The following is a 22,679-nucleotide window of genomic DNA, read 5'->3' as shown; positions in this document are numbered from 1 at the left end:
AGCGTCCGCTGTCTTTCGTCACAGCGGACGCTTTTCAAAAGGCTGAAAATAAATAAGGGTTACGGCAGGTATGGAAACAAAGTGAACCCCAGGACCGTCACCGCCGTCGAGATTAAAGGAATCACGACGGTCAGCCAAAATACCGGCATATACGCGTCTTTATGCGTTTCATTCGCAACACCGTTAATCACGGTTACGACAAAGCCGTTATGAGGCAGCGTGTCAAGTCCGGAGGAGGCAACCAGCATCGTCCTGTGCAGCTCCGCCAGCGTCACGCCTCTCGCGGTGTAAATCGGCGCCAGAATAGGCGCGGCGATTCCCAGGCCTCCCGAACCGGACCCGCAGACACCGGCGATCACCGTTGTCGCCAGAGCCACGGCGATCAGATCGGGTCCGGGCATTGAGGTCATCGCGCTTATGACGGCGGGAAATCCGACCGCCGCTTTTACAACGGAGCCGAATCCCACAACGCTGGACGTATTGCAGACCGCGGTGATTGAATTCTTGACCCCGTCCCCGACGTGCTGCATGATGGGCAGCGAGTCGGTCCTGTACTTCCGCATCACGAGAAAAGCCAGAGCGGCGCCGAGCGCGACGCCGTATTCAACCGGGACAAGCGAACTGCCGTTGATTTTAATATTGATGGCAACCAAAGTCAGGATCAGCGGAAACAGTGCAAGCCATGCATTGGGCAAAACGGCGTCGTCCTGAAAATTGTCCATCGGCTTTGCCATAAAGTGTTCGCCGTTCGCCTTCGCTTTTTTCACCATCGCGTTCAGCCATAGAATCCCGATGAGAAGAGTCACGCCGGTTGCGACAAACCCGATGACCGCCCCGGACATCAGCGTGGTCCCGAGGGCGTTGACCAGCACCACCTGGCCCACCTGCGGATTGCCCGGAGCAATCGCGGAAAAGGTGCAGCAGCCATAGATGATTGTGCCCGGGGTAAATCTCCTCGGAATATCCGCCGCGCGATAGATCTCGAGCGCGATCGGGAATACCGAGAAGCAGACGACGAACCCGGAAATGCCGCCGTAGGTCAGGATTCCCGTCGCCAGAACGACGGCCAGCGGAGCATTCTGGGTGCCGAACAGCCTCACCATGGCTCTGGCAACCGCTTTTGCGCCCCCCGTGATTTCATAGACTTTTCCCATCAGGGCGCCCGCCAGGAAAATAAGGAAATTGCTTTTCACAAATCCAACGAAACCGGTCATGTAATTTTCTTTCAACGCGCTGTACAGGCCGATCCCGCCCGTGATTGCGACCAATAACGACATGCTGATTGCAATGACGTAGATATTGTAGCCCTTCATAACCAGAAGGGCCAGACAGATCAAAGCAATCAGCATCCCGATCACGCTAATTACTACACTCATATTTTTCCCCTCTCTGTTCTATAAAACAAAGATGTCAATTACACAATTCCGCAGCAGCTTTTTGACCCAGGCGATTCGGACCGCTGCTGCAGAATTTGTTTTAATTGAAAACGGATCAACCCAATCAGGCCAGACCGGGGAACAGGGTAAACAGAATTACGGACAGGACCGTTGAGACAAGGATCGTGCAAGTGACGGTTATGAACATGGGGCCGTAAGAGCTTTTATAGGATTCTTTCGCGATTCCAAGAATGTTCAGATTGACCGTGCCGTTATTCGGCAGAGTCCCGCCGGCGTGAGCGGCGGTAAGTATTGTTCTGTGCAGCGCGCCCAAGGCAACGCCGTGCGCCGTATAGATAGGCGCGAACACCGGTCCGATGAGAGCCGCGCCGCCGGAAGCGGAAGCGCAGAGCGCGCCGATCAGGACGGAGCCGATCGCCGCAGAGATGAGGGGCGGCCCCGGAATGTTTGTGAGACCATTGATGATGGTATTCCATCCGGCGACCCCTTTTGCGACCGAGCCGACGGCGACAACGGAAGAAGTCGCGACCGCCGCGGTAACGGCATTCTGGATCGCCTCGGTCACCTGCTTCATCTCACCGTTCTTTTCGGTTCTGAACTTAAACATAAGCAGATAGGCAAGCACGGCGCCGAGGAACACTCCGAACTCGACCGGCATGACCGCCTTTCCGCCGCTTTTGATATTGATGATGACAAGAATGAAAATCAGGGGAAGCACCGCGGCCCAGCCGTTCGGAAGCCGGGCATCGTCCTCAAACTTGTCAAAATCTTTCGCGACAAAATGTTCTCCGGCGCCTTTTGCCTTTTTGACCAGGTAGTTCAGTACAAGAAAACTGATGAAAATTTCAAACACAACCACGACCATGCCGATCACGGCGCCCGCAGACAGCTGCGTGCCGATCGCGTTCGCGAGCGCGACGTTTGGCACCTGAGGGTTGTAGGGGCCGAAGCTGGACCATGTGCAGGTCCCCATGACGATTGCCGCGGGGATAAATCTTCTCGGGATATCCGCCGCTCTGTAAACCTCAAGCGCAATCGGGAAAATCGCAAAGCAAAGCACAAATCCCTGAATGCCGCCGTATGTCATAAGGCCGACCGCAAGCGGGATCGAAACCGCGGCAAACTTGGGCCCGGCTCCTTTAACGATCATCCTCGCAATGGACTTTGCTCCGTTTGTCGACTCATAAACCTTGCCGAGAAGGGCCCCCGACACAAAGACGAGGAAGTTGCTTTTCACAAAACCCACAAAGCCTTCCATATAATTTGTTCTTAAGGCGGTGCTGAGTCCGACGCCGCCGGTCAGCGCCATGATGACTGCTGCTATGATTGCCGAAACAAATATGTTTGTGCCCTTATAGATGAGAAAGCACATTAATATCAAGGCGGCAATGATACCGATAATACTTAACGCTTCCATCAGATTCCTCCATGATTCAGGACTTCGGTTGCACCGGCATCGACAAGTTCCTCAATCTGATCCTTCCCGTAACCTAATTCCGTCAGAATCTCCACCGTATGTTCGCCCAGGAGCGGAGCGTTTTTATGGGGAGCGGGTTCGCAGGCGCCGAACTTGACGGGCGTTCCGACCACGAGGTCTTCCTTCCCTTCGCGCGTGGTATATTTGTAAATAAAGCCGTTGTCCCAGGCCTGCGGATCGTTTGCCGTATCCTTAATATGATTAACCCTGTCGTGAGCGATGTCATTTTCCGTCAGAAGTTTGTCCCATTCGTCAAAATTCCTGGCGGCAAAAGCCGCGTCTAGAATATCGACGAACGCCTCCGCATTTTCCTTTCCCGCCGTTTCCGTGTTGAAACGCGGATCGTCGATCAGGTCTTCCCGTCCGATCATCCTGCACATGACAGGGAAATAGCGGTCGTAGATAACGGTCCCGAGCATGACCCAGGTGCCGTCTTTGCACTGATAGGTGTTGCGCAGGGGGCTGTCGGGTCTTTTGCGGGATTTCGGCCACGGATTGCCGTGGCAGACCGCCTGAAGAATTGCGGAATTGACCCACATTCCCTGTCCGTAAAGAGAGGTTATCACCTTCTCCCCCTTTCCGGTTACAGCCTGTTGGTAACAGGCCGCCGCGACACCAGCCGCGAGCGAACAGGCGGTTGTGAAGTCACCGAGAGCAAACGGAGGCGTCAGCGGCATTTCACCGTTTTCCGTCAGGTCGATCATGGCCCCGGAGCGAGCCCAGAATGCCACCGTGTCGAACCCGGCGTTATTCGCCGCGGCCCCGTTCAGGCCAAACCCAGTCAGCACCGCCCAGATGATCTTCGGATATTTCGCCGACATTTCCTCATAGCCCAGGCCGAGCTTATACAATGCTTTGATGCGGTAATTTGAGACAAAGACATTCGCCGTTGCCAGAAGCCGATCCATCGCCTCCCTGCCGCCCTCCGTTTTAAGGTTCAGGGGCAGCGAGCGCTTATTCGCGTTGATAAGCTCACAGTGCGGATTGTCGCCCTCATCGGCGCGCATTCCCAGGACTTTGCTGGTGTAGCGTCCGGCCTCGCCTTCGAGGGGCTCGATCTTGACGACGTCCGCCCCCCAGTCGGCAAGCATCTTGCAGGCAGCCGGACCGGCTCCATGCGTGCAGAAATCCACTACTCTGATTCCTTTCAATGGCTGATCAAACATATAAAAATCCTCCTCGTTTCTTTTTTAAAAGAAAGACAGATGCATCGGAATATTATCTGTTTTTAAATACGGGGGCCCTTTTCTCAAAGAACGATCGAACCCCCTCTTTGGCGTCCTGCGTTTCGGCCAGCTTTCCGTTTAATTCCGCTTCATAGACAAGACCGTCGGCAAGACTCATCGTCATGCCTTTGTTAACAAGCTCTTTGCAGGTTCTTACCGCGATCGGCGCATTGCTCAAAATAGAGCGCATCATCCTCTCCGCTTCATTCATCAGTTCTTCGGGTTCGACGACTTTATTGACAAGTCCGATGGCCTTTGCTTCGTCCGCTTTTACCTTTCTTCCGGTAAACAGCACTTCTTTCGCCATGCCCGTTCCGATCAGTCTTGGGAGTCTCTGGGTTCCGCCGTAACATGGGGCTACTCCCAAATGAACCTCGGGGAGAGCAAAGACAGCCTTCGAACTCGCGATCCTGATGTCGCAGGCAAGAGCCAGCTCGGTTCCCCCTCCCATTGCGAAACCGTTGACAGCCGCGATAATCGGTTTGCCGGCGGCTTCAAATTTGTCGAAGAGCCGGTGCGCCTGTGTAGACATGGCGACCGTTTCTTCCCCTTTTACGTCCACCCTGATCTCGGAGATATCGTTTCCGGAGATGAAAGACCTGCCTGTTCCCGTAATGATGACCCCGAGAATATCGCTGTCCGCCGCAATTTTGTCGATCGCGTCCTCGAGCTCCAGTTTTGTTTTCATTCTGAGAGCATTGAGCACCGCCGGCCTGTTAACCGTGATATACGCAACGCGGTCCTTTGCCTCAAAAAGAATGTCTTCGTATTCCACTGTTCTCACCCTTTCTCTGATAAGGATTATTGCTGATGCTGCTAACCACTTCAGTTTACAGCAATCTGTATGCCAAACAAGGTTTGAAAGAAAAAATCGTCCTTTCACAAGTATTCCTCTTTGCGCTTAGTGGATATTGTACAATCCACAGCCCGTCTCTTTGTTAAGTAATCTGCATCAAGTCAGAGCCGTCATTGTAGCATGGTTTGGGATGATACAAACTGTATCTCATGAGATGTTACATCGATACATGGAGATCTGTTTGAAATTAAAGGTTTGCCGTGCTATACTGAACCCAAGCTTCGATTGGGGGTGTTTTGTATTGGAAAAGAAACAGGAAAGATGGGAAAACCTTCATCATGATTTCAATTTAGTCAACCGCCTTCCCGAGCCATTGCTTTTCTTCTGGAAAAGATGTCTGGAAAAAGGAATCGACCCGGAAACCGATACTTTCAAAATCTATTCCGATGAGGATTTTAAAAAAATCAAAGACGAATCCATCAAAATTTATGCCTATTCGAACCGCTTCCTTCTGCAGATCACCCAATACCTTGTCAGTTCGGAAATCGGATTCGCCCTTTTCGACAGCAAGGGCTGCCTTCTGAAACTCTACGGAGGAAGCCATTTTCTGGACTGGTGTTCCAACCAGAAGATCAGGGTGAAAAGCAGCTGGAACGAGGATTCGATCGGCGCGAACGCGGTATCGATCGGCATTGAAACGAGAAAAGCGGTGTCCGTCGCCGGCAGTGAAAATTACTGCCGCGCCCTTTGCGGCACCGCGGTCTATTTCGCCCCTTTCATCCTGGACGACGACAAAACGCACGAAGCCATCCTGATGGGAGGCATCGCGCTCATCGCCCCCCGTGAAAAAAGCAACCCGGATTACCTGATGATGCCCGTCGCGGCGGCAAACGACGTCGCTCTGCATTTATATATGGGAAACAGCTTTTACGAGCTTCATTATACCGAATCAAAAGGACTCATATCCATCGATATAGATACTTTAAACGGAAAGCCCCACATTCTCTATCACAATTCACAGATTTTCAGCGTCCTCGACACTGCGTACTCAAACCTGTATTTCAGGGACGTTGACACGCTTTTTGATCCGCCGCCGAAAAACAAAGAATTCTGGGAGATTATAGCGCAGAATAAAAAAATAAGCTCCGAGGCATCCGGGGCAGGGAGAGCAACTACACCGTCTCAACGGAGACATACTGGCAGGAGCATCTGAGATTCCGCGGGATCCGATTTTTCATCTCCACCTCAAAGAAAATTTCCTCCGGCATATCAAAACCTGTCGGCGACAACGCCTTTATTTCTTTCGACAACATTTTCGGCAACGACGGAAAATTCAAGAACTCTATCCGGATGGCAAAGATGATCGCGAAGAGTGACAGCAACGTTCTGATTTTGGGCGAAAGCGGCGTCGGAAAAGACATGTTCGCTCAGGCCATCCATAACGCCAGCGAAAGAAGGAATAAGCCCTTCATCGTTGTCAACTGCGCCGCGTTTCCGCACGACCTCATCACCAGCGAACTTTTCGGTTACGAAGAAGGCGCTTTTACCGGCGCGAAAAAATCCGGAAACATCGGCAAATTCGAGCTTGCCAACAACGGCACTATTTTTCTGGATGAAATCGGCGACATGCCGCTTGAGCTGCAGGCCACTCTCCTTCGGGTCATCGAGCAGAAAAGCTTTATGCGCATCGGCAGCAATGTGGTGACAAATGTCAATGTCAGAATTATCGCAGCGACAAATGCAAATCTGCAGCAATTGATCGACCAGAAAAAATTCCGGGCCGATCTGTATTACAGGCTGAGCACACTGCGTTTAAATATTCCTCCTCTTCGCGAAAGAGGAAATGATATTATTCTGCTGGCGGAACATTTTATCCATGCCGTGTCAAGGCGAACGCAAAAGCCGAACATCATGACGTTATCCGACGAAGCCAAAGCCCTTCTCTGCAGGCTTCCTTTGAAAGGAAATGTAAGGGAGCTGCAAAATCTGATAGAAGGGATTGTGCAACTGTATCCGATCGACGTCATCGAACCGATGCATATCAAAGAGTATCTCGGCCTCTCGGACGATTTCAGCTTTGACTCCAGTCCTACGGCAAGCAATAAAACCCAGGCGGAGGCTGAGGAAGCCCGGATTGTTTCCGCCGATGATCCCCCCGAAACGCCGGCGGCTTCAAAGGAAAAGATCAGTGAGGCAAACCGTCAGAATCTGTACAACAAAACCAATACGGCCAAATATTTGGGGATATCAAGAAAAACGCTTTACCGCTGGCTCAAGAATTACGGTCTGCTCAGTAAATAGCAACCCTCAAGCCCGGATTTCAATCGTAAACAAAAATCGCAGAAAATACACATACGGCCAAGGCGGGAGAATGCATTAAATGGAATTGCTGGACATCGTGGATGAGAACGGAACGCCTACGGGAAAAACGGTGACGCGCGAAGCCGCACACCGGTGCGGGATTCGTCACCGGACCTCCCATGTGTGGATTCTCAGAAAACACAACGGACAGACACAGGTATTGCTGCAGAAAAGGAGTCTGGACAAAGATTCCTATCCGGGCTGCTACGATATCTCGAGCGCCGGACATATCCCCTCCGGACAAGGCTTTCTGGAGTCGGCGCTGAGAGAATTGAAGGAAGAACTCGGAGTCGATGCGGCCGAAGAGGAACTCATCTATTGCGGGCGCCGTCAGTTCGAGTACCGTAAGATGTTTCACGGACAGGAATTTTGGGACAATCAGGTCAGCAATGTTTACGCGCTCTGGAGAGATCAGGAAGCCGGAGAGTTTACGGTGCAGAAATCGGAAGTGGATGACGTCCTGTGGATGGATTGGGACAGGTGCATCGACATGGTGAAAAACGGGAAAGCCCCGAACTGCATTCGGATTACGGAACTGGAGATGATCTCTTCCGCCGCGGTTGCGGGGACAGCGGCGGATTGACGTCAATGCCGGCTGAACGCTCTCGCCTTATTTAAAAAAAGCGGCTTTCTTTCAAACGCCGGTCTTTCGACCCTTTTGTTTGAGAGAAAACCGCTTTTTCCTGTTTTGGGATACAAACCGCCCGGGACTCAGAGTCTTTCTTCCCCATTCGCCCGGATGTGGTGAAGAATGCTGAAATCATCCAAAAGATCAAGATAAATCTTTCGATAGAGCCGATAGTAGGGAGCGTATGCCGCGTGCCGCAGCGGATCAGGTTCCTGAACCGCTTTCTGATGAATAATCCGGCCGCAGCCCTCTTCCACGGAAGAAAATACCCCGCAGCCCGTTCCGGCAAGAATGGCCGCTCCCAGCGCCGGGCCCTCGTCGGTTTGCAGTGTGTTCACGGGGCAGGAATACAGATCGGCAAGCATCTGCCTCCACAGACGGCTCCTTGCTCCGCCGCCGCACACCGTCATGCTGTCAATTTCGCAGTTCAGTTCGCGGAAAACATCCACGCACTCCAACTGGGAATAGGCAACCCCCTCCATGACGGCGCGGATCAGATGGGCGCGGGTATGAATCGCGGACAGGCCGAAAAAAACACCCCTGCAATCCGCGTTCGGATGCGGAGAACGCTCCCCCATCAGATACGGCAGATACAGAAGTCCGTCCGAACCGCAGGGAACGGCCTCCGCCTCCCGATCCATGAGAACATACGGATCAATCCGTTCCCCTTTCGCATCTGAAATTTCCTGTGCGCAGAACTGGTCCCGGAACCATTTGAGCGAAAGCCCCGCCGCCTGAGTGCAGCTCATCAGCGTCCACTTGCCGGGAATCGGAGCACAGAATGTGTGGATGCGTCCTTTGGGGTCGATGGAGGCCCGGTCGGCTATCGTATAAACCACACCCGAAGTCCCCAGAGTCGTAAACGCTTTTCCGGGCCCCACCACACCGGTCCCGACCGCGGCCGCAGAATTGTCCCCCGCCCCGCCGACCACAGGAGTCCCCTCCGGCAGACCGGTCAGTTCCGCCGCCGTCCGATGAACTCTGCCCGTTATTTCCGGCGATTCGTAAATCGTCGCCATCAGCGACCGGTCGATGTCAAGTTTTGAAAGGATTTCCTCCGACCAGCACCGGTTCGGGACGTCCATAAGCTGCATTCCGGCCGCGTCCGACACATCGGTGGCGAACTCCCCCGTCAGCCGGTACCGGATATAGTCTTTCGGCAGAAGAATGTGCGCGCACTTTTCGTAAATTTCCGGCTGGTTGTCTTTGACCCACAGAATTTTAGCCGCTGTGAAACCGGTCATGGCGGGGTTTGCGGTGATCTCCACCATCTTCCGCGGACCGATCAGGGTGTTCATCTTCTCACATTCCCGGTCCGTGCGCTGGTCGCACCAGATAATCGCCTTTCTCAGCGGATTCCCGTCCCGGTCCAGCATGACCAGGCCGTGCATCTGCCCGGAAAGCCCGATGCCGCGGATGTTCCCCGCCGGAACGCCGCTTTCGGAAAGGACCGAGCGGATCCCGTCGCGGACCGCGTTCCACCAGTCTTCCGGGTCCTGCTCCGCCCATCCGTTCTGCGGCTGGTAAAGCGCATATTCCAGCGTCTTTGACGCAACAGCCGTCCCTGAAGAATCAAACAGTACGGTCTTCGCCCCTGAAGTGCCCAGATCGGAACCAATTAAATACTCCATTTTATGCTCCTGAAAATCACTAGTCGATTTTAATAACCGCTTTTACAACATCCTGCTTATGGCTAATGACAAAATCAAACGCTTTTGCTGTTTCTTCAAACTCAAATTCGTGCGTAACAATCTGAGAAATATCTATGATCCCCGTTTCAACCGCCTGAATCGCCCGGGGATAGATGTTCCGATAGCGAAAAACGGAATGAATCTCCGCCTCCTTCGCCATGATTTTCGCGAAGTTATAGGGAATCACATCCTCCTGCGCCATGCCGACCAGGACGATTCTTCCTCCACGGCTGACCAGATACGGCGTCTGGGCAACGGTTTTGGCCGACCCCGCGGTTTCGATCACAATTTCCGTCCCCGCGCCTTCAGTGATTTTCTCCATCACTTCGCGCGCGTCTTCTTCGGCTGCGTTGATTACGCGGGTCGCACCCAGTTTTTGCGCAAATTCAAGCCGCTTCGGAATGACATCCACGACCGTAATATCCGCCGCTCCATGCGCTTTGCAGGCAAGCAGCGTCACCAGCCCGATGCATCCGGCCCCAAGGATCACGACCGACGATCCCAGACTGACATTTCCCTGCCTCGCCGCGTGAATTCCGACGGAAAGCGGTTCAATCAGCGCTCCCTCTTTCGTGCTGAAATTTTCGGGCAGACGAAAGCACATGTCTGCCGGATAAGCAATGTAGTTCATAAGGCAGCCCTGATAGGGAGGCGTCGCCAAAAATCTGACGCCGGGACAGAGATTATATCGGCCGGTTTTGCAGAAAATACACTTCCCGCAGGTGCGGCCCGGTTCCAGCGCGACCCTGTCGCCGGCTTTCAGGTGATTGACCTGACTGCCGGTCCCAATCACCGTGCCCGCGCACTCGTGCCCCAGGATAAAGTCCCCCTCCACAACAAAATCGCCGATTCTGCCATTTTCGTAGTAATGCACGTCGGACCCGCAAATCCCGGCATATTCCAGCTTGATCAAAACTTCGTCATCAGCCGGATCCGGAACGGGAATCTCCCGCATTTCCATCTTTTTCAATCCGGTCATGTAAAACGCTTTGTTTTCCATTTCTCCAGTGTATCCTCCAAATCAATAATAAGATCTTTTCAGGGGCCGTGATTGGTGTCGGATTCCACGCCGGCCCAGCGAATTTTTGCCCGGCAGGTTTCACTTTTCCAAACCTGCCGGACAAGAGCCGCCCCGGTTTGTGCGTGCTGTGATTCAATCGGCATTTCCTGAAGACGCCTGCTGAAAAACGGCTTAAACGGTTTACTTGATATCTCCCGTCTTCTTGTACATATCGATATACTGCTGGACATTGTCCTTTGTAATGAGCGGGCAGTCGATTCTTGTCTCGACCTTCTTTTCCTTGCCGGTCAGCAGGTCATGAGCGGTCGACATTATTTTTTCCGCCAGAGTGTAAGCGTTCTGCAGGCAGGTCGAGGTCATTTTGCCGTCCTGGATCAGCAGGCAGGCCTCTGCCGTGCCGTCGACGCCGTAGGCAAGGATCTTGGAGAAATTGGAGTTGCCCTTGACGGCTTCCAGCGCGCCCGCGCACATGTTGTCGTTCATGGAAATGATCGCGTCGATCTTGCTGTTGGACTGGATCCAGTCCTCCATGTAGTTCATGGCTTCATCCTTGTTCCAGTTGGCGATCTGCTCCCCGACGATCTTGACGTCCGGGCGCTTGTCAAAGAAAACTTCCTTCCACGCGACGCGCCTCTGATCGGCGTGAAAATTGCCGGAGGGTCCTTTTAAGACCACGACGTTTGCGTTTTTGGGGACTTCCTTGACGGCCCTCTCGGCGCTGACGGAAGCCTGCTTGTATGGGTCGGCGTCCACGAAAGACGCACCTTCGATTCCGGTGATCGCCGCATTTGTCGTGATGGCCTGGATTCCCGCCGCCACAACTTTTTCCACATAAGGTCTTTGGGCCTCTCCGTTGTTCGGTTGGACGACGATGCAGTCGAATTTGTTTGTGATGGCATTTTCGATCATGGTGTTTTCCTTGTCGTCGTTTGCTTCGCCGTCAAAAATTTCAAGCTGGACGTCGGAATATTTCTCCGCTTCGCTCTTCATGGCATTGGCCAGCCAGGCCGCGAAGGAATCGGATTGGGCCCTCGCCACAAAGGCGATCCGGTATTTGGCGGATGCCGCGGCGCTCGAGGCCGAAGCGGCGCCGGATGCGGCGGACTGCGCGTTCTGAGGCGCGCTGCCGGCGGTGGATGCGCTGGAACAGCCGCCCAGCGTAGCTGCAACCAGCAGCAGTGACAGGATCAGGGAAACTTGCCTTTTCATAAAAACTCCTCCTAATATGTAATAAATTGGATCAGCTTTCAGATTTTTCGGAAATATTCCCAAGGTGGCTTTTTACCCTGCGGTTTTTCGCCTGGATATCGTAGATCACGGCGACCGCAATGATCGCGCCGCGGACAATCTGCTGAATGTAGGAATCCACGCCGGAAAGGTTCATGATGTTGTCCAGGAAACCGACGATGAACGCGCCGGCGATGGTGCCTGAAGCCGTTCCGATGCCGCCCGTGAAGCTCGTTCCGCCGATGATCGTGGCGGTGATGGCCTGTGTTTCGTAATTCACGGCGCCGTTCGGAAGGCCGGCGTTCACGCGGGACATGAACAGGATGCCCGCAAGGCCGACCATCAGGCCGTTGACCATGAACGCGATGTATTTCTGCTTTTTCGTGTTGATCCCGGAGGCGATGGACGCCTCCTCATTGCCGCCGATGGCGAACATGGACCGTCCGAACGCCGTCTGGTTCAAAAGGTACCAGGTGATCGCCAGGGTAATCACGAGAAAGATCACCGGAATGGGGATTCCCATCACGGAACCCTGTCCGAAAACAGTGAAACGGTCAATCTTCAGAATATTCTGGCCCTTCGTGTAAAACAGCGCCAGCCCCCTGGCCATCGCCTGCATCGCCAGAGTCGCGATGAACGCGGGCGCCCTGAAAGACGCCACCATCACCGCGTTGACAAGGTTGCAGGCCACGCCGGTCAGCAGGCCGACCACAAAAGCCAGCAGCAGGGAGTGCGACGCCTTATAGGCGGAAACGGCGAACACGCCCGAAAGGGCGAGCACCGCCGAGTCGGAGAGGTCCAGCATTCCGCAGATGATCAGAATCGTCTGCCCGAAGGCCAGAATCGTGGTGACCGATATCTGCCGCGAAATATTGAGCAGGTTCCCGGAGGAAAGGAAATTTTCATTGGCAAAGGAACAAATCAGAAACAAGACCGCCAGAACCAGAAAAATGCTGTATTGTTTGGTCGCTTTCGACCAGGCGGACCGAAAATTACGCGCTTTGGTGATCACTGATGTTCACATCCTCTTTCAATATTCCGGTGGCATACTTCATGATAAGCTCCTGCGAAAAAGTATCCCGTCGGATTTCTCCCGTGATATTTCCCTGGTTCATGACATAGATCCTGTCGCACATGCCGATCAGCTCCGGCAGCTCGGAGGAAATCATAATGATAGCCCGGTTCTGTTTTACAAGCTGCGTCATCAGCTTGTAAATCTCGTACTTCGCGCCGACGTCGATCCCTCTGGTGGGTTCGTCGAGGATCAAAATCTTCGGGTCGCAGATGATCCATTTCGCAAGGATGACCTTTTGCTGGTTTCCCCCGCTCAGGGATTCGAGAGGGGTATCGAGCGTCGGGGTCTTCACCTGCATTTTTTCAAACATTTCGGACACGATTTTTGTTTCAAGGCGGGAATGCAGATGGGCATTTTTAAAAATGGAATCCAGCCTTGCCAGCGTGGTGTTTTCCTTGACGCTCCGCATCGGGATAATGCCGTATCTTCTGCGGTCCTCCGACAGCATCACGATTCCCTTCCGGATGCTGTCCTTCACGCTCCGGATCCGGATTTCCCTTCCGTCCACCTTCACCGTCCCGGAAAAAAGCGGGTCCAGGCCGTACAGCGCGCGCATCACTTCCGTCCGCCCGGCTCCCATCAGTCCGGCGAAGCCGACGATCTCTCCCGCGTTCACGTGAAAGGAAATATTCCGGAAAATGCCGCCGCTGAGGTTTTGCGCTTCCAGAACGCGCGGACCCTGAGCGATCTCCTCTTTGGGGTAGTTGCTGTCCAGTTTTCTTCCGACCATCATGGTGATGATCCTGTCGATATCCCATTCTTCGCTCGGGGCCGACCGGACCACCGCGCCGTCGCGCATCACCGTGATGTCATCCGCAATCTGGAAAATTTCGTCCAGTTTGTGAGATATGTAGATAATCGATACGCCCTGACGTTTCAGATTTCTGATCTTGTCGAATAAAACGGCGACTTCCTTGTTGGTGATGGCGGAGGTGGGCTCATCCATGATGATGATCTGAGCGTTATTGGAAACCGCCTTCAGGATCTCAAGCATCTGCACGTTTGAAACCGAAAGGTCCCTCAGCCTGGTCGCCGGAGAAAACGGAAGTTTCTCCTGTTCCAAAAGCGCCTTCGTCTGCTGCCGGATTTTCCCCCAGTCTATGCTCCCCATCCTGTTCTTCGGCCATTTGCCAAGAAACATGTTTTCCTCGACCGTCATCTCCGGAACATAGGCCAGCTCCTGGGGGATCATCGAAATGCCGTAACTGCCCGCCTGAATGGGGCTGTGGATTTTGACCGGCTGTTCATCAATGTAGATCTGTCCGGAGTCCGGCTGATAAATGCCGTTGATGATCTTCATCAGCGTAGATTTTCCGGCGCCGTTCTCCCCGCACAATACGTGGACCGTTCCCTTTCGCACGGTGAAATTGATCTGATCGAGCGCTTTTACCCCGGGAAAAGACTTATTGATATTGGAGACTCTCAATTTGACCGGCTGTTCCAATACAATCCCCCTCACTTGCGGATTTCGTACCGCGCTGCGCCGAATCAAGTCGAATGGCGCAATCTTTTTTAAAATATTTTGCAAAACTAATTTAACAAGTTTCAGTATAACTCCCGCGCTGTATAATGTCAATACATTCACAAAAATATATCGGAAAGTTTTTAGCAATTATTTAACATTTCATTTTGGGAATTTTGTAAAATTGTTAAAATATTTACAAATGGGCGGATTTTTTCGAACTGCCTATTGAAAGTGACTCAAAATAAGATTAGACTATAGATAGTTTTAAATGATATTTTTATAAAAGATGTGAATAAATGAAATGAAAAAGAGCAGCGGCGTGACTGAGCTGTCAAACAATATCGACCTGAAAAAGCACAATAAGAATCGGATTTTCCGATTCTTATATCATAATGAGCCGCTTTCCAAGCAGGATATCGCCTATTCCCTGCAAATGAGCCTGCCCACCGTTTCGCAAAACCTGAAAGAACTGAGCGAACAAAATTTGATTGTGGAGCACGGCCTGTTCGATTCCACCGGCGGAAGGAAGGCAAAGGCCATTTCGTTCAATCGGGATGCTACCTTCTCCATCGGACTGGATATCACCAGAAACCATATCGGGATCGTCGTGGTGAATCTGGGCGGCGAAGTGATTCTGCACGAAAGGCTTCGGAAAAAATTCAGCAACTCGGAGGAATATTTCAGGGAGCTGGGGGCTTTGATTGACAACCGGGTCTCTTCTTTAAAAATCGACCCTGAAAAAATCTACGGCGTTGGCATCGCCGTGCCGGGGATCATCTCAAAAGACATGAGGAAGGTTGTGTACTCCCCCGTGCTCGGATTTACCGGCGGTACGCTGGATTGCTTTTCCCAATATATCTCTTACCGCTGTACCCTGTGCAACGACGCAAACGCGGCCGGATTTGCAGAATTATGGAAATCGAACAACGCTTCCAACGTCGTCTATCTGTCCCTCAGCGACAGCGTGGGCGGCTCCATTCTGATCGACAACAAAATTTATTCCGGGGAGAACGAACGCAGCGGTGAATTCGGGCACATGACCATCGTCCCGAACGGAAGGCTCTGCTACTGCGGGGAAAAAGGCTGCGTGGACGCCTACTGCTCCGCCCACATCCTGTCGGACAGCGCCGACGGGAACCTCTCCAAATTTTTCGACCTGGTCCGGGCGGGCAGTGAACCGCACAAGGCCATCTGGCAGGAATATCTCTATTACCTCTCCATCGCCATCAACAATCTCAGGATGCTGTTCGACTGCAAAGTCATTGTCGGCGGTTATGTCGGCAGCTACATGGATCAATACATCGATTTGCTGAAAAATATTGTCGAACAGCGCAACACTTTCGAAAAAGACAGCAGCTATGTGGAAGTCTGTCAGTATAAACTCGAATCAATCGCCGTGGGCGCGGCGCTGATGCACATCGATCAGTTCATCAACGGCATTTGACGTTTCCGAACAAATCGATCTTCTCCGCAAAAAGAACAGCCCGGCGGTCATTTCAACCGCCGGGCTGTCCAGCTTTAAAAAAGATTGCCTTCCGCATTCAGGCAAAGCTCATGAGGCTGCTCTAAAATCTGAATGCGGGGATTGCTTTGCGCTTCTTCAAGCATCGCTTCCGAAAGATCAATGCACTGAATGTGGGAAGTATTCGGAATCCGCACAATGCGGGGACCTTTTTCTCCGATCCCGGTGCAGGTAAAGATCGCGCTTTTGATCGCCGTTTGATCGTTCTTTAAAATGATTGGTATCTTCCCTCCGGCCGTCGTTCTGGAGGTAAGCGAATTGGGATATCCCGCATCGAAGTCAATTTTGTCAAATACGCGTTTTGTTGAAAAATCAGCCAATCCCAAACCGGTCGCATTTCCGTGAGTTCCGTTGCTGAGGTCCAGCACGAGACGGAGATCGACTTTGGGATCACCGCCAACTTTCGGATTTCCGGATACCCCGGTTATATTGGGGTCCATCCCGCTGCCGCTGAAATTCTTGCCGATCTGGTCCACGATGAGAATGTCAAACTCCGGGAAAAGAATCCTCGGCATCTTTTCTTTTGCCATCTTCAGAAGCTCCGGTTCCCTTTGAGGAATTTCTTCCGGTGTAAGGCCTGTAATCATACAGGTCTGATCAAAAGCATTCTCAATCGTTGCAATGCCGAACAGGATATTCGCGTATTTCAGCACGCCCGTTCCAAACGCCTCGACATTATGCGTCATATTGTCCCAGCCCATACTGTGGCAAACGGAGGCTCCGGTATTCTTGCCCAGGCCGATGGTCATCATCTTCATCAGCCCGCTTTCGTAGGAACCGTGAAAATTCGTATGGGGTTTGACGCGGTTGACAACAATGACGCCGTCTGCTTCCGCCGCATACCTGTCAATATAGACCGGGTTTCCGTCTTCGTTGCGCCCGATCAGCTTCACTTCCATGGTTGACCGGATCGGCACGCCCATCGCCGCCTCCGTGACCCCCATACCGGCCAGAAATTCCTTCTGGCCCTTCGCCGTCCCCCCGCCATGACTTCCCATCGTGGGAACCAGATAAGGGCTTCCTCCCAGTGCTTTGACCTCATCAACAATTGCTTTCAGCAGCTCCTGAATCCGGTCAAGGCCCCTGCTGCCCGCCGTGATCGCAATTCGCATCCCCGGCCGGATCGTGCCGCGGATTTTTTCCTTTTGAAATTCCTTGTGGACAGCTTCGGCAATATTTTTAATGCTATGATCGTCGAATTCCTGCTTTACCCTGAACATCCTTGGCAATGCAATCTCTTTCAACAGGTTGTCAATGACACGATTGCCATCCCACTGACTGTCTCTGTATTTTTCGCTCATCCAATCCCTCCAGATTCAGAAAGCTGCATGCGATGATGGACATCATTGCATGCAGCTTTCTCGCGCGGATTTTTAATGCAGTTGTGTCCATCGGCGTCCCGTGAATCTTTTCACAAAAAACTTATCTTTCGCAACTTCAGCGAAAGGATTGATTTCAGCATCCATGCAGCAGGACTTCTTCAAACGCTTTTACCTTTTCCAGCTCCGAAGCATTTTCAATCGGCATTTTCATTTGAAGATATTGATATAATTCCTCCATGCCGGAAGAGTCGGAGGCAAATCCAAGATCATCGAGGCACGCAGGTAAATTCATCTTTTTTAGAAACGCAGACAGCTCCGCCGCCTGTTTTTCACCGTTCCCGTCAACTAAGAGCTGATAAGGGAGTGAAGCCCCAACGAGTTCGCCGTGCAGAAAGCTTCGTGCCAATTCCGGCCGGCAGTCGCAGAAAAAGCTGTAAAGGCAGTGCGAGATCGCGGCCTGTTTTCCGCCGCTCGCCAGGCAGGAAATCAATCCGGTGGCGGAAAGAGCCGCACACACGGCATTTTCGACCTGCTGGTCGCAGGTTTTCGACCGCATTTTATCCAGCACCTGCGGCCCGTTTTCTAATAAGAAACGGTAGGTCTCACCCGCTCCCGCACAGGCGAGCCTGGAGTACAGATTTCCGCTCCAAAATTTGGTATAGCGCATATTGTAGGTAATTTCAGGAAATTTCGCCATCGCGTCGACAATACCCGCGGCATTGTAGCGCACGGGGCAGTCCGACACAATAATGTCCAGATCCGCGATCGTGGTTGATGGAACATAAGCGGGCCAGTAATTTCCGAGGAAGTGCCCGTCGTCGGTATAGTGAACCGCCAGCAGCGCGGTAGAGGCGCAGGTCGCAGCCGAAGTAGGGATCGTGATGGACCGGACCTGGCACAGATCGGACGCAATTTTCGCGGTATCCATGATACGGCCTCCGCCGATTCCGGCAACCACCGCCGCTTTCATCTGCCTTGCCGCCTGCGCGGCCGCTTCATAATTGCCGGCGGAGCAAAAACCCTCGAACCAGAAAATCTCAAACCGGATTCCCGCCTTCCGGAGCGCGGGTTCCACACGGTCCCGCACTTTCGGGTATACCGTATGATCTGTCACGATCAGGACGGAATTGCCGTGCGCCCGCACTTCTTCAGGAAACACGGCGAGCGCTCCACTGCTTTGGTAATAACGCCCGCTGCTGATTTGTATCGCCTTGTTTTTTGTCATGCCGCCGCGCCTTTCTTTTTCTCCATTTGCTTTTTGATCAAAGGGAAGAACAGCATAAAGACCGCGAGAAGGATGAAGAAGCAGCTGATCGGTTTCTGGAAGAAGATCAGAGCGCTTCCCTGCGAAATAATCAGCGCGCGCCGCATATTCGACTCCGCGAGAGGCCCCAGAACAATCGCGATGACCATCGGAGTCAGCGGAAAATCCAGCTTCTTCATGTAATATCCGAACAGCCCGATCAAAATCATCAGCAATGCGTCGAACGTCGTGTTGTTTACCGCGTAGGAACCAATGATGCACAGGGTGATCAGAATCGGGACAAGTACCTGTGTGGGCACCTTTGTTACATTTACAAAGAACTTAATGAAAAATCTGCCCTGAATGTACATGAAAATATTGACGATAATCAGTGCGAACATGATGCTGTAAACCCACTGTCTCTGCTGCACGAAAAGCTGCGGGCCGGGGATAATCCCCTGCATGGTCAGCGCGCCGAGCAGAACCGCGGTGTTGGTGTCACCGGGAAGCCCCAAAGTCAGCAGCGGAACCAGCGCGCCGCCGGTAACGGCATTGTTTGCCGCTTCAGAAGCGACGACCCCTTCTCCATAGCCCGTTCCGAACAGTTCCGGGTGCTTGCTGGCACGCTTGGCTTCATTGTAGCTGAGGAACGAGGCGATTGCCGCGCCGGTGCCGGGAACGACGCCGATGAACGTGCCGATAATCGATGATTTCAAGAGAGTGGCTTTATATTGTAGAACGTCCTTGAAGGAAACCTTTTCTTTCCCCTTGATCTCGATGACGTCGCCGACAGGCTTGTAAATGTCTCTCGCCTTGTACATGATCTCAGTGATCGCGAACAAACCGATCAAAGCCGGAATAATGTCGATCCCGCTGGACAGTTCTGTGATATTGAATGTGAAACGGTTTGTTCCTCCGACCGGGTCCATCCCGATGGTGGCGACAAACAAACCGGCAAGGCCCATGATCAGTCCCTTGATTAAGGAACCTCCGACACTGGCGATAATGGTAAGTCCAAACAGCGCAAGCGCGAAATATTCTGCGGGCCCAAAGTCCAGCGCGACTCTCGCGATCTGCGGAGCAGCTACGATTAAAACGGCCACGCTGAACAGGCCGCCGACTTCCGAAGCGGAAAGCGCCAGGTTTAGTGCGCGGCCCGCCTGGCCTTTTTTCGCCATCGGATAACCGTCCAGCACCGTTGCCGCGGACGCCGGCGTTCCCGGGGTATTGATCAGAATCGCTGTAATGGAACCGCCGTAAATGCCTCCGCAGTAAACACCCAGAAGCAGAATCATTCCGGTAATGGAATTGAGCCCGTAGGTCATCGGCAGTAAAAGCGCGATGCACATTGTCCCGGTAAGTCCGGGCAGAGCCCCCACAATAATACCGGCGGCAAGGCCGATATTCATAAAAAGAAAATTTTCCCAAGTAAACAAGCTGGACAGTACAGTTAAAATCATAATAATCTCACTTATTCCTCCCTCTGCACCCAGCTAGGGTAACGTGACGAACAGCAGTTTGGTGAACGCAAAATAAATCCCCGCGCCCACGGCGTAAACGACCAGATAATACCAGATCTTTTTCACCCGGAACAGCAGCAGGACCAGCGTCGAGCTCAGCAGGGTGGAAAGAAAGTATCCGATTTTATCAAACAGGAAAATGTACAGAAGGGTGATTCCGATCAGAGCCAGAGCCCGCAATTCATTCTGCCGGTACTGCGGTTCTTTCTCTTCGGGTTTTTCCCCCTGCAGACCCTGTTTTCCGCGCTGGAGCAAAGTGGAGATCAAAAGCACCGCGCTCAGCAAAATCATCGCGGCCGCAATGAAATACGGAAACGCCCGGGGGCCTACCTCAGTGGCCTCGCTCAGAGGAATCGTAATCGGGATAAAAATCATCAGGGTGATCCCCAGAACCAAAAAAATCAGAGAAGAAACCAAATTCTTTTTATAATCGCTCATTGGGACTGTGTATGGCCCGCGGCAAAGCCGCACCGGCCATTACTCCTTTCATCATGATCCGTTTCGCCGTCAGGACGAACCGTTCCGCCGTTTTCCATCCGGCTCACCCGGGCAATTGGAACCGAGTCCCGCCGTGGGGGAAACGGTTCCGCCCGACCGGCTTACTTTTTCAGCAGTTCCTTGTTGACGGCCGCCTCATCCTTAATCTTTGTCACGATCTCATCCGGCTTGTACCCGGAAATGGCAAGGGTATTGTTCTCGCAGTACTTTGTAAACTCGGGATCCTTTTCCATCTGAGCCAGGGTATCGGTCAGATAATTTGCAATGTCGTCGGGCGTGTCTTTCGGAACCATCAGGAATTTCCAGACGCTCATGTCGATATCGTAACCCTGTTCCTTAAACGTCGGGATATTCTTCAGAGCTTCTCTGGAGTCGCGCTCCGGAGAGAAAATGCCGAGCGGGACAACGTCGCCGGACGCGAGGTACTGAGCGATTTCGCCCGGATGTGCCGCTGCGACGTCGATATGCGCGCCAAGCAGAGCCGTGATGGTCGGAGCGCCTCCGTCAAAGGGAACCGCGCTTGACTTGAGGCCGGCCATTTCAAAGAACCTCTGCTGGGAAAGCTGGGGCAGGCTGCCCGCGCCGGAGAAACCGTAGCTGATGGTGCCCCCCTTTTTCTTCAGGTCGTCAAGGGATTTGATCCCGGAGGATTTGCTGGCCACCATGATGATAGGTTCGACGGTTGTGCCGATCACGGGTTTGAAGTCGTCCATGCTGTACTTGATATCGTCCTTGATAAACGGCTGGGTGGTGAATACGCCGCAGGCTTCCAGGCAGAGGGTGTAGCCGTCGGCCTTTGTGTTGACAAACTCGGTCGTGGCAATCGTCCCGCCCGCCCCGTCACGGTTTACAACCGTGCAGGCAACGCCGAAATACTTCTGTCCCAGGCTGGAAAGCGCGCGGATCTGTCCGTCGGAAGTTCCGCCCGCCGACCACGGAACGATAAAGGTAATCGGCTTTTTGGGGAAATTCGCGGGTTTCTGGGCCGATGCCGCCCCGGCTGCGGAAGATCCCGCCGACGGCGCTGATGAACCGGACGAGGCTGAATTGGAACATGCGGCTGTTGTGAGCAACAGTCCTGCACACAAAAGCAGTGATAACAGTTTTTTCATAGATAACTCTTCCTCCTAAAGTTGTTTATGTTATGCCATTCCAACGGCATAAAAACGGTTGATTGGAGATGCTTCCCAAAGACCTCCGAATAAGCGCTCTGCAGTAAAGCCCGTAACCCGCCTGCCCTGCTCATTCCAAGCCATCCCGGATCTGGCGGTTCAGGCTCCCTGCAGCGATCCGGCCTTAAAGCAGGCCCAGGTCGCGTATCGTCATCTCGACCTTCTTGTTCTCCTCCTCGGTCAGATCCCGGAACGGAAAACGGGCGGGGCCCATTTGGAAGCCCTGAAGCTCCAGCGCCCTTTTATGGGACATGACCGGCATGACGGCGCGGAAAAGTTCCCTCAGTTTCAGGACCTTTGTCTGCGCCTCGCGCGAACCCTCCAGATCCCCTTTCCGGAACTTGTCCCAGATCTCGGCGCACAGCGCAGGGAACACGCTTGCCGCGGCAATCACGCCGCCGGCCGCGCCCGCCTGCAGGGCGGTCAGCACCTGCGCATCGTTCCCGGTGATGATCTCAAAGGAATCGTCCTCGATCACGCATTGATAATTGAGCAGAACCATAAAATCCATGCTGCTGTCCTTGATTCCTCTGACATTGGGGCAGTTTTCCACAACCGCCTTCAGCACCGCCGGGGTGATCGCGTTGTGCGTCATGCCGACCATATTATATAAGTAAACGGTCTGCTCCCCCGCCAGCTGCGCGGTCTTCTGGAAATAGGAGATCAGCGCTTTCTGGTCATATTTATGGTAATAGGGAGCTGTGAAGGAAACCGCGTCCGCCCCGCATTTTTTCGACCAGTCCAGAAGTTCCTTCGTATCCTCCAGATTCATCGCCGTCGTGTTGAACAGGACATTGGTCCCCGGCTTCACACTTTCCATCGCGGCGGACAGCAGGAGCTTGCGCTCCTGAATCGTGAGATTGACGAATTCCCCCGTCGTGCCGCAGACAAAGACGCCGCCGACCCCGTTTTCCGTGATATAGCGGTTCAGCCTTTTGTACTCCTCGTAGTTGACGGTGCCGTCCTGATGAAACGGCGTCAGAACCGGCGCGGTGATTCCCCTCATGGTAACGGATTTTGCCAATGTATTTCCTCCTT

Annotated in this window: 19 protein-coding genes; 4 read left to right on the top strand and 15 right to left on the bottom strand. The window is 53.1% G+C overall.

Going from position 1 to position 22,679, the window contains the following annotated elements:
* Positions 1 to 59 precede the first annotated feature (59 nt).
* The 4 genes from EQM14_RS04510 to EQM14_RS04495 form a co-directional block, all read right to left on the bottom strand.
* Complete coding sequence (locus tag EQM14_RS04510) at positions 60 to 1,376, bottom strand: GntP family permease (protein WP_128741831.1); 1,317 nt, start codon at positions 1,374 to 1,376, stop codon at positions 60 to 62.
* Positions 1,377 to 1,500: 124 nt separating this feature from the next.
* Complete coding sequence (locus EQM14_RS04505) at positions 1,501 to 2,814, bottom strand: GntP family permease (RefSeq protein WP_128741830.1); 1,314 nt, start codon at positions 2,812 to 2,814, stop codon at positions 1,501 to 1,503.
* Entirely contained in the window at positions 2,814 to 4,040 is a 1,227-nt protein-coding gene (locus EQM14_RS04500) for a CaiB/BaiF CoA transferase family protein (protein ID WP_128741829.1), read from the bottom strand. The genes EQM14_RS04505 and EQM14_RS04500 overlap by 1 nt, the downstream gene beginning before the upstream one ends.
* Positions 4,041 to 4,092: 52 nt before the next feature.
* Positions 4,093 to 4,875, bottom strand: a complete 783-nt coding sequence (locus EQM14_RS04495) for an enoyl-CoA hydratase/isomerase family protein (protein WP_128741828.1) — start codon at positions 4,873 to 4,875, stop codon at positions 4,093 to 4,095.
* A gap of 322 nt (positions 4,876 to 5,197) precedes the next feature.
* Between EQM14_RS04495 and EQM14_RS04490 the strand changes: the two genes are divergently transcribed.
* The 3 genes from EQM14_RS04490 (at position 5,198) to EQM14_RS04480 (ending at position 7,840) form a co-directional block, all read left to right on the top strand.
* Positions 5,198 to 6,109, top strand: coding sequence for a hypothetical protein (locus EQM14_RS04490; RefSeq protein WP_128741827.1), 912 nt, complete (start codon positions 5,198 to 5,200; stop codon positions 6,107 to 6,109).
* The gene (locus EQM14_RS04485; RefSeq protein ID WP_442861487.1) at positions 6,049 to 7,197 is read left to right on the top strand and encodes a sigma-54 interaction domain-containing protein; all 1,149 of its coding nucleotides are present in this window, start codon (positions 6,049 to 6,051) and stop codon (positions 7,195 to 7,197) included. The genes EQM14_RS04490 and EQM14_RS04485 overlap by 61 nt, the downstream gene beginning before the upstream one ends.
* Before the next feature lie 79 nt (positions 7,198 to 7,276).
* Entirely contained in the window at positions 7,277 to 7,840 is a 564-nt protein-coding gene (locus EQM14_RS04480; protein ID WP_128741825.1) for an NUDIX hydrolase, read from the top strand.
* 128 nt (positions 7,841 to 7,968) lie between these two features.
* Here the strand turns inward: EQM14_RS04480 and xylB are convergent, their stop codons facing one another.
* From xylB to EQM14_RS04455, 5 genes are all read right to left on the bottom strand, one after another.
* Positions 7,969 to 9,516: a xylulokinase gene (gene xylB / locus EQM14_RS04475; RefSeq protein ID WP_128741824.1), complete on the bottom strand. Its 1,548-nt coding sequence runs from the start codon at positions 9,514 to 9,516 to the stop codon at positions 7,969 to 7,971.
* A gap of 19 nt (positions 9,517 to 9,535) precedes the next feature.
* Entirely contained in the window at positions 9,536 to 10,576 is a 1,041-nt protein-coding gene (locus tag EQM14_RS04470) for an NAD(P)-dependent alcohol dehydrogenase (protein ID WP_128741823.1), read from the bottom strand.
* A gap of 201 nt (positions 10,577 to 10,777) precedes the next feature.
* Positions 10,778 to 11,806, bottom strand: a complete 1,029-nt coding sequence (locus tag EQM14_RS04465; protein ID WP_128741822.1) for a sugar ABC transporter substrate-binding protein — start codon at positions 11,804 to 11,806, stop codon at positions 10,778 to 10,780.
* A 31-nt stretch (positions 11,807 to 11,837) separates the two neighbouring features.
* Complete coding sequence (locus EQM14_RS04460; protein WP_442861473.1) at positions 11,838 to 12,836, bottom strand: ABC transporter permease; 999 nt, start codon at positions 12,834 to 12,836, stop codon at positions 11,838 to 11,840.
* Entirely contained in the window at positions 12,817 to 14,343 is a 1,527-nt protein-coding gene (locus EQM14_RS04455) for a sugar ABC transporter ATP-binding protein (RefSeq protein WP_128741821.1), read from the bottom strand. The genes EQM14_RS04460 and EQM14_RS04455 overlap by 20 nt, the downstream gene beginning before the upstream one ends.
* Before the next feature lie 322 nt (positions 14,344 to 14,665).
* Here EQM14_RS04455 and EQM14_RS04450 point away from each other — a divergent pair, with 322 nt between their 5' ends.
* Positions 14,666 to 15,808: an ROK family transcriptional regulator gene (locus EQM14_RS04450; RefSeq protein ID WP_128741820.1), complete on the top strand. Its 1,143-nt coding sequence runs from the start codon at positions 14,666 to 14,668 to the stop codon at positions 15,806 to 15,808.
* 74 nt (positions 15,809 to 15,882) lie between these two features.
* On the opposite strand, the gene EQM14_RS04445 is transcribed toward EQM14_RS04450, so the two are convergent.
* The 6 genes from EQM14_RS04445 to EQM14_RS04420 all read right to left on the bottom strand — a co-directional run bounded on the left by EQM14_RS04445 (position 15,883) and on the right by EQM14_RS04420 (position 22,665).
* The gene (locus EQM14_RS04445; RefSeq protein WP_128741819.1) at positions 15,883 to 17,187 is read right to left on the bottom strand and encodes a lactate racemase domain-containing protein; all 1,305 of its coding nucleotides are present in this window, start codon (positions 17,185 to 17,187) and stop codon (positions 15,883 to 15,885) included.
* 154 nt (positions 17,188 to 17,341) lie between these two features.
* Positions 17,342 to 18,433, bottom strand: a complete 1,092-nt coding sequence (locus EQM14_RS04440) for an iron-containing alcohol dehydrogenase (RefSeq protein WP_128741818.1) — start codon at positions 18,431 to 18,433, stop codon at positions 17,342 to 17,344.
* On the bottom strand, positions 18,430 to 19,860 hold the full coding sequence (locus EQM14_RS04435) for a tripartite tricarboxylate transporter permease (protein ID WP_243112626.1): 1,431 nt from the start codon (positions 19,858 to 19,860) through the stop codon (positions 18,430 to 18,432). The genes EQM14_RS04440 and EQM14_RS04435 overlap by 4 nt, the downstream gene beginning before the upstream one ends.
* A gap of 84 nt (positions 19,861 to 19,944) precedes the next feature.
* Entirely contained in the window at positions 19,945 to 20,409 is a 465-nt protein-coding gene (locus EQM14_RS04430; RefSeq protein WP_128741816.1) for a tripartite tricarboxylate transporter TctB family protein, read from the bottom strand.
* 161 nt (positions 20,410 to 20,570) lie between these two features.
* Entirely contained in the window at positions 20,571 to 21,581 is a 1,011-nt protein-coding gene (locus EQM14_RS04425) for a tripartite tricarboxylate transporter substrate binding protein (RefSeq protein ID WP_128741815.1), read from the bottom strand.
* A gap of 184 nt (positions 21,582 to 21,765) precedes the next feature.
* Positions 21,766 to 22,665 carry a dihydrodipicolinate synthase family protein gene (locus EQM14_RS04420; protein ID WP_128741814.1) on the bottom strand — a complete coding sequence of 300 codons (900 nt, stop codon included), beginning with the start codon at positions 22,663 to 22,665 and terminating at the stop codon, positions 21,766 to 21,768.
* Between the last annotated feature and the right edge of the window lie 14 nt (positions 22,666 to 22,679).

The sequence above is a fragment of the Caproiciproducens sp. NJN-50 genome, assembly GCF_004103755.1.
Taxonomy (GTDB): Bacteria; Bacillota; Clostridia; order Oscillospirales; family Acutalibacteraceae; genus Caproicibacter.
This window is presented reverse-complemented; position numbering and strand designations above follow the sequence as displayed.

What these genes read in the sequence shown, in the direction of transcription:
- EQM14_RS04445 (WP_128741819.1), bottom strand. Translation starts at nt 17,187, where the DNA reads ATGAGCGAAAAATACAGAGACAGTCAGTGGGATGGCAATCGTGTCATT.
- EQM14_RS04440 (WP_128741818.1), bottom strand. Translation starts at nt 18,433, where the DNA reads ATGACAAAAAACAAGGCGATACAAATCAGCAGCGGGCGTTATTACCAA.
- EQM14_RS04450 (WP_128741820.1), top strand. Translation starts at nt 14,666, where the DNA reads ATGAAAAAGAGCAGCGGCGTGACTGAGCTGTCAAACAATATCGACCTG.
- xylB (WP_128741824.1), bottom strand. Translation starts at nt 9,516, where the DNA reads ATGGAGTATTTAATTGGTTCCGATCTGGGCACTTCAGGGGCGAAGACC.
- EQM14_RS04435 (WP_243112626.1), bottom strand. Translation starts at nt 19,860, where the DNA reads ATGAATATCGGCCTTGCCGCCGGTATTATTGTGGGGGCTCTGCCCGGA.
- EQM14_RS04505 (WP_128741830.1), bottom strand. Translation starts at nt 2,814, where the DNA reads ATGGAAGCGTTAAGTATTATCGGTATCATTGCCGCCTTGATATTAATG.
- EQM14_RS04425 (WP_128741815.1), bottom strand. Translation starts at nt 21,581, where the DNA reads ATGAAAAAACTGTTATCACTGCTTTTGTGTGCAGGACTGTTGCTCACA.
- EQM14_RS04465 (WP_128741822.1), bottom strand. Translation starts at nt 11,806, where the DNA reads ATGAAAAGGCAAGTTTCCCTGATCCTGTCACTGCTGCTGGTTGCAGCT.
- EQM14_RS04470 (WP_128741823.1), bottom strand. Translation starts at nt 10,576, where the DNA reads ATGGAAAACAAAGCGTTTTACATGACCGGATTGAAAAAGATGGAAATG.
- EQM14_RS04480 (WP_128741825.1), top strand. Translation starts at nt 7,277, where the DNA reads ATGGAATTGCTGGACATCGTGGATGAGAACGGAACGCCTACGGGAAAA.
- EQM14_RS04510 (WP_128741831.1), bottom strand. Translation starts at nt 1,376, where the DNA reads ATGAGTGTAGTAATTAGCGTGATCGGGATGCTGATTGCTTTGATCTGT.
- EQM14_RS04500 (WP_128741829.1), bottom strand. Translation starts at nt 4,040, where the DNA reads ATGTTTGATCAGCCATTGAAAGGAATCAGAGTAGTGGATTTCTGCACG.
- EQM14_RS04430 (WP_128741816.1), bottom strand. Translation starts at nt 20,409, where the DNA reads ATGAGCGATTATAAAAAGAATTTGGTTTCTTCTCTGATTTTTTTGGTT.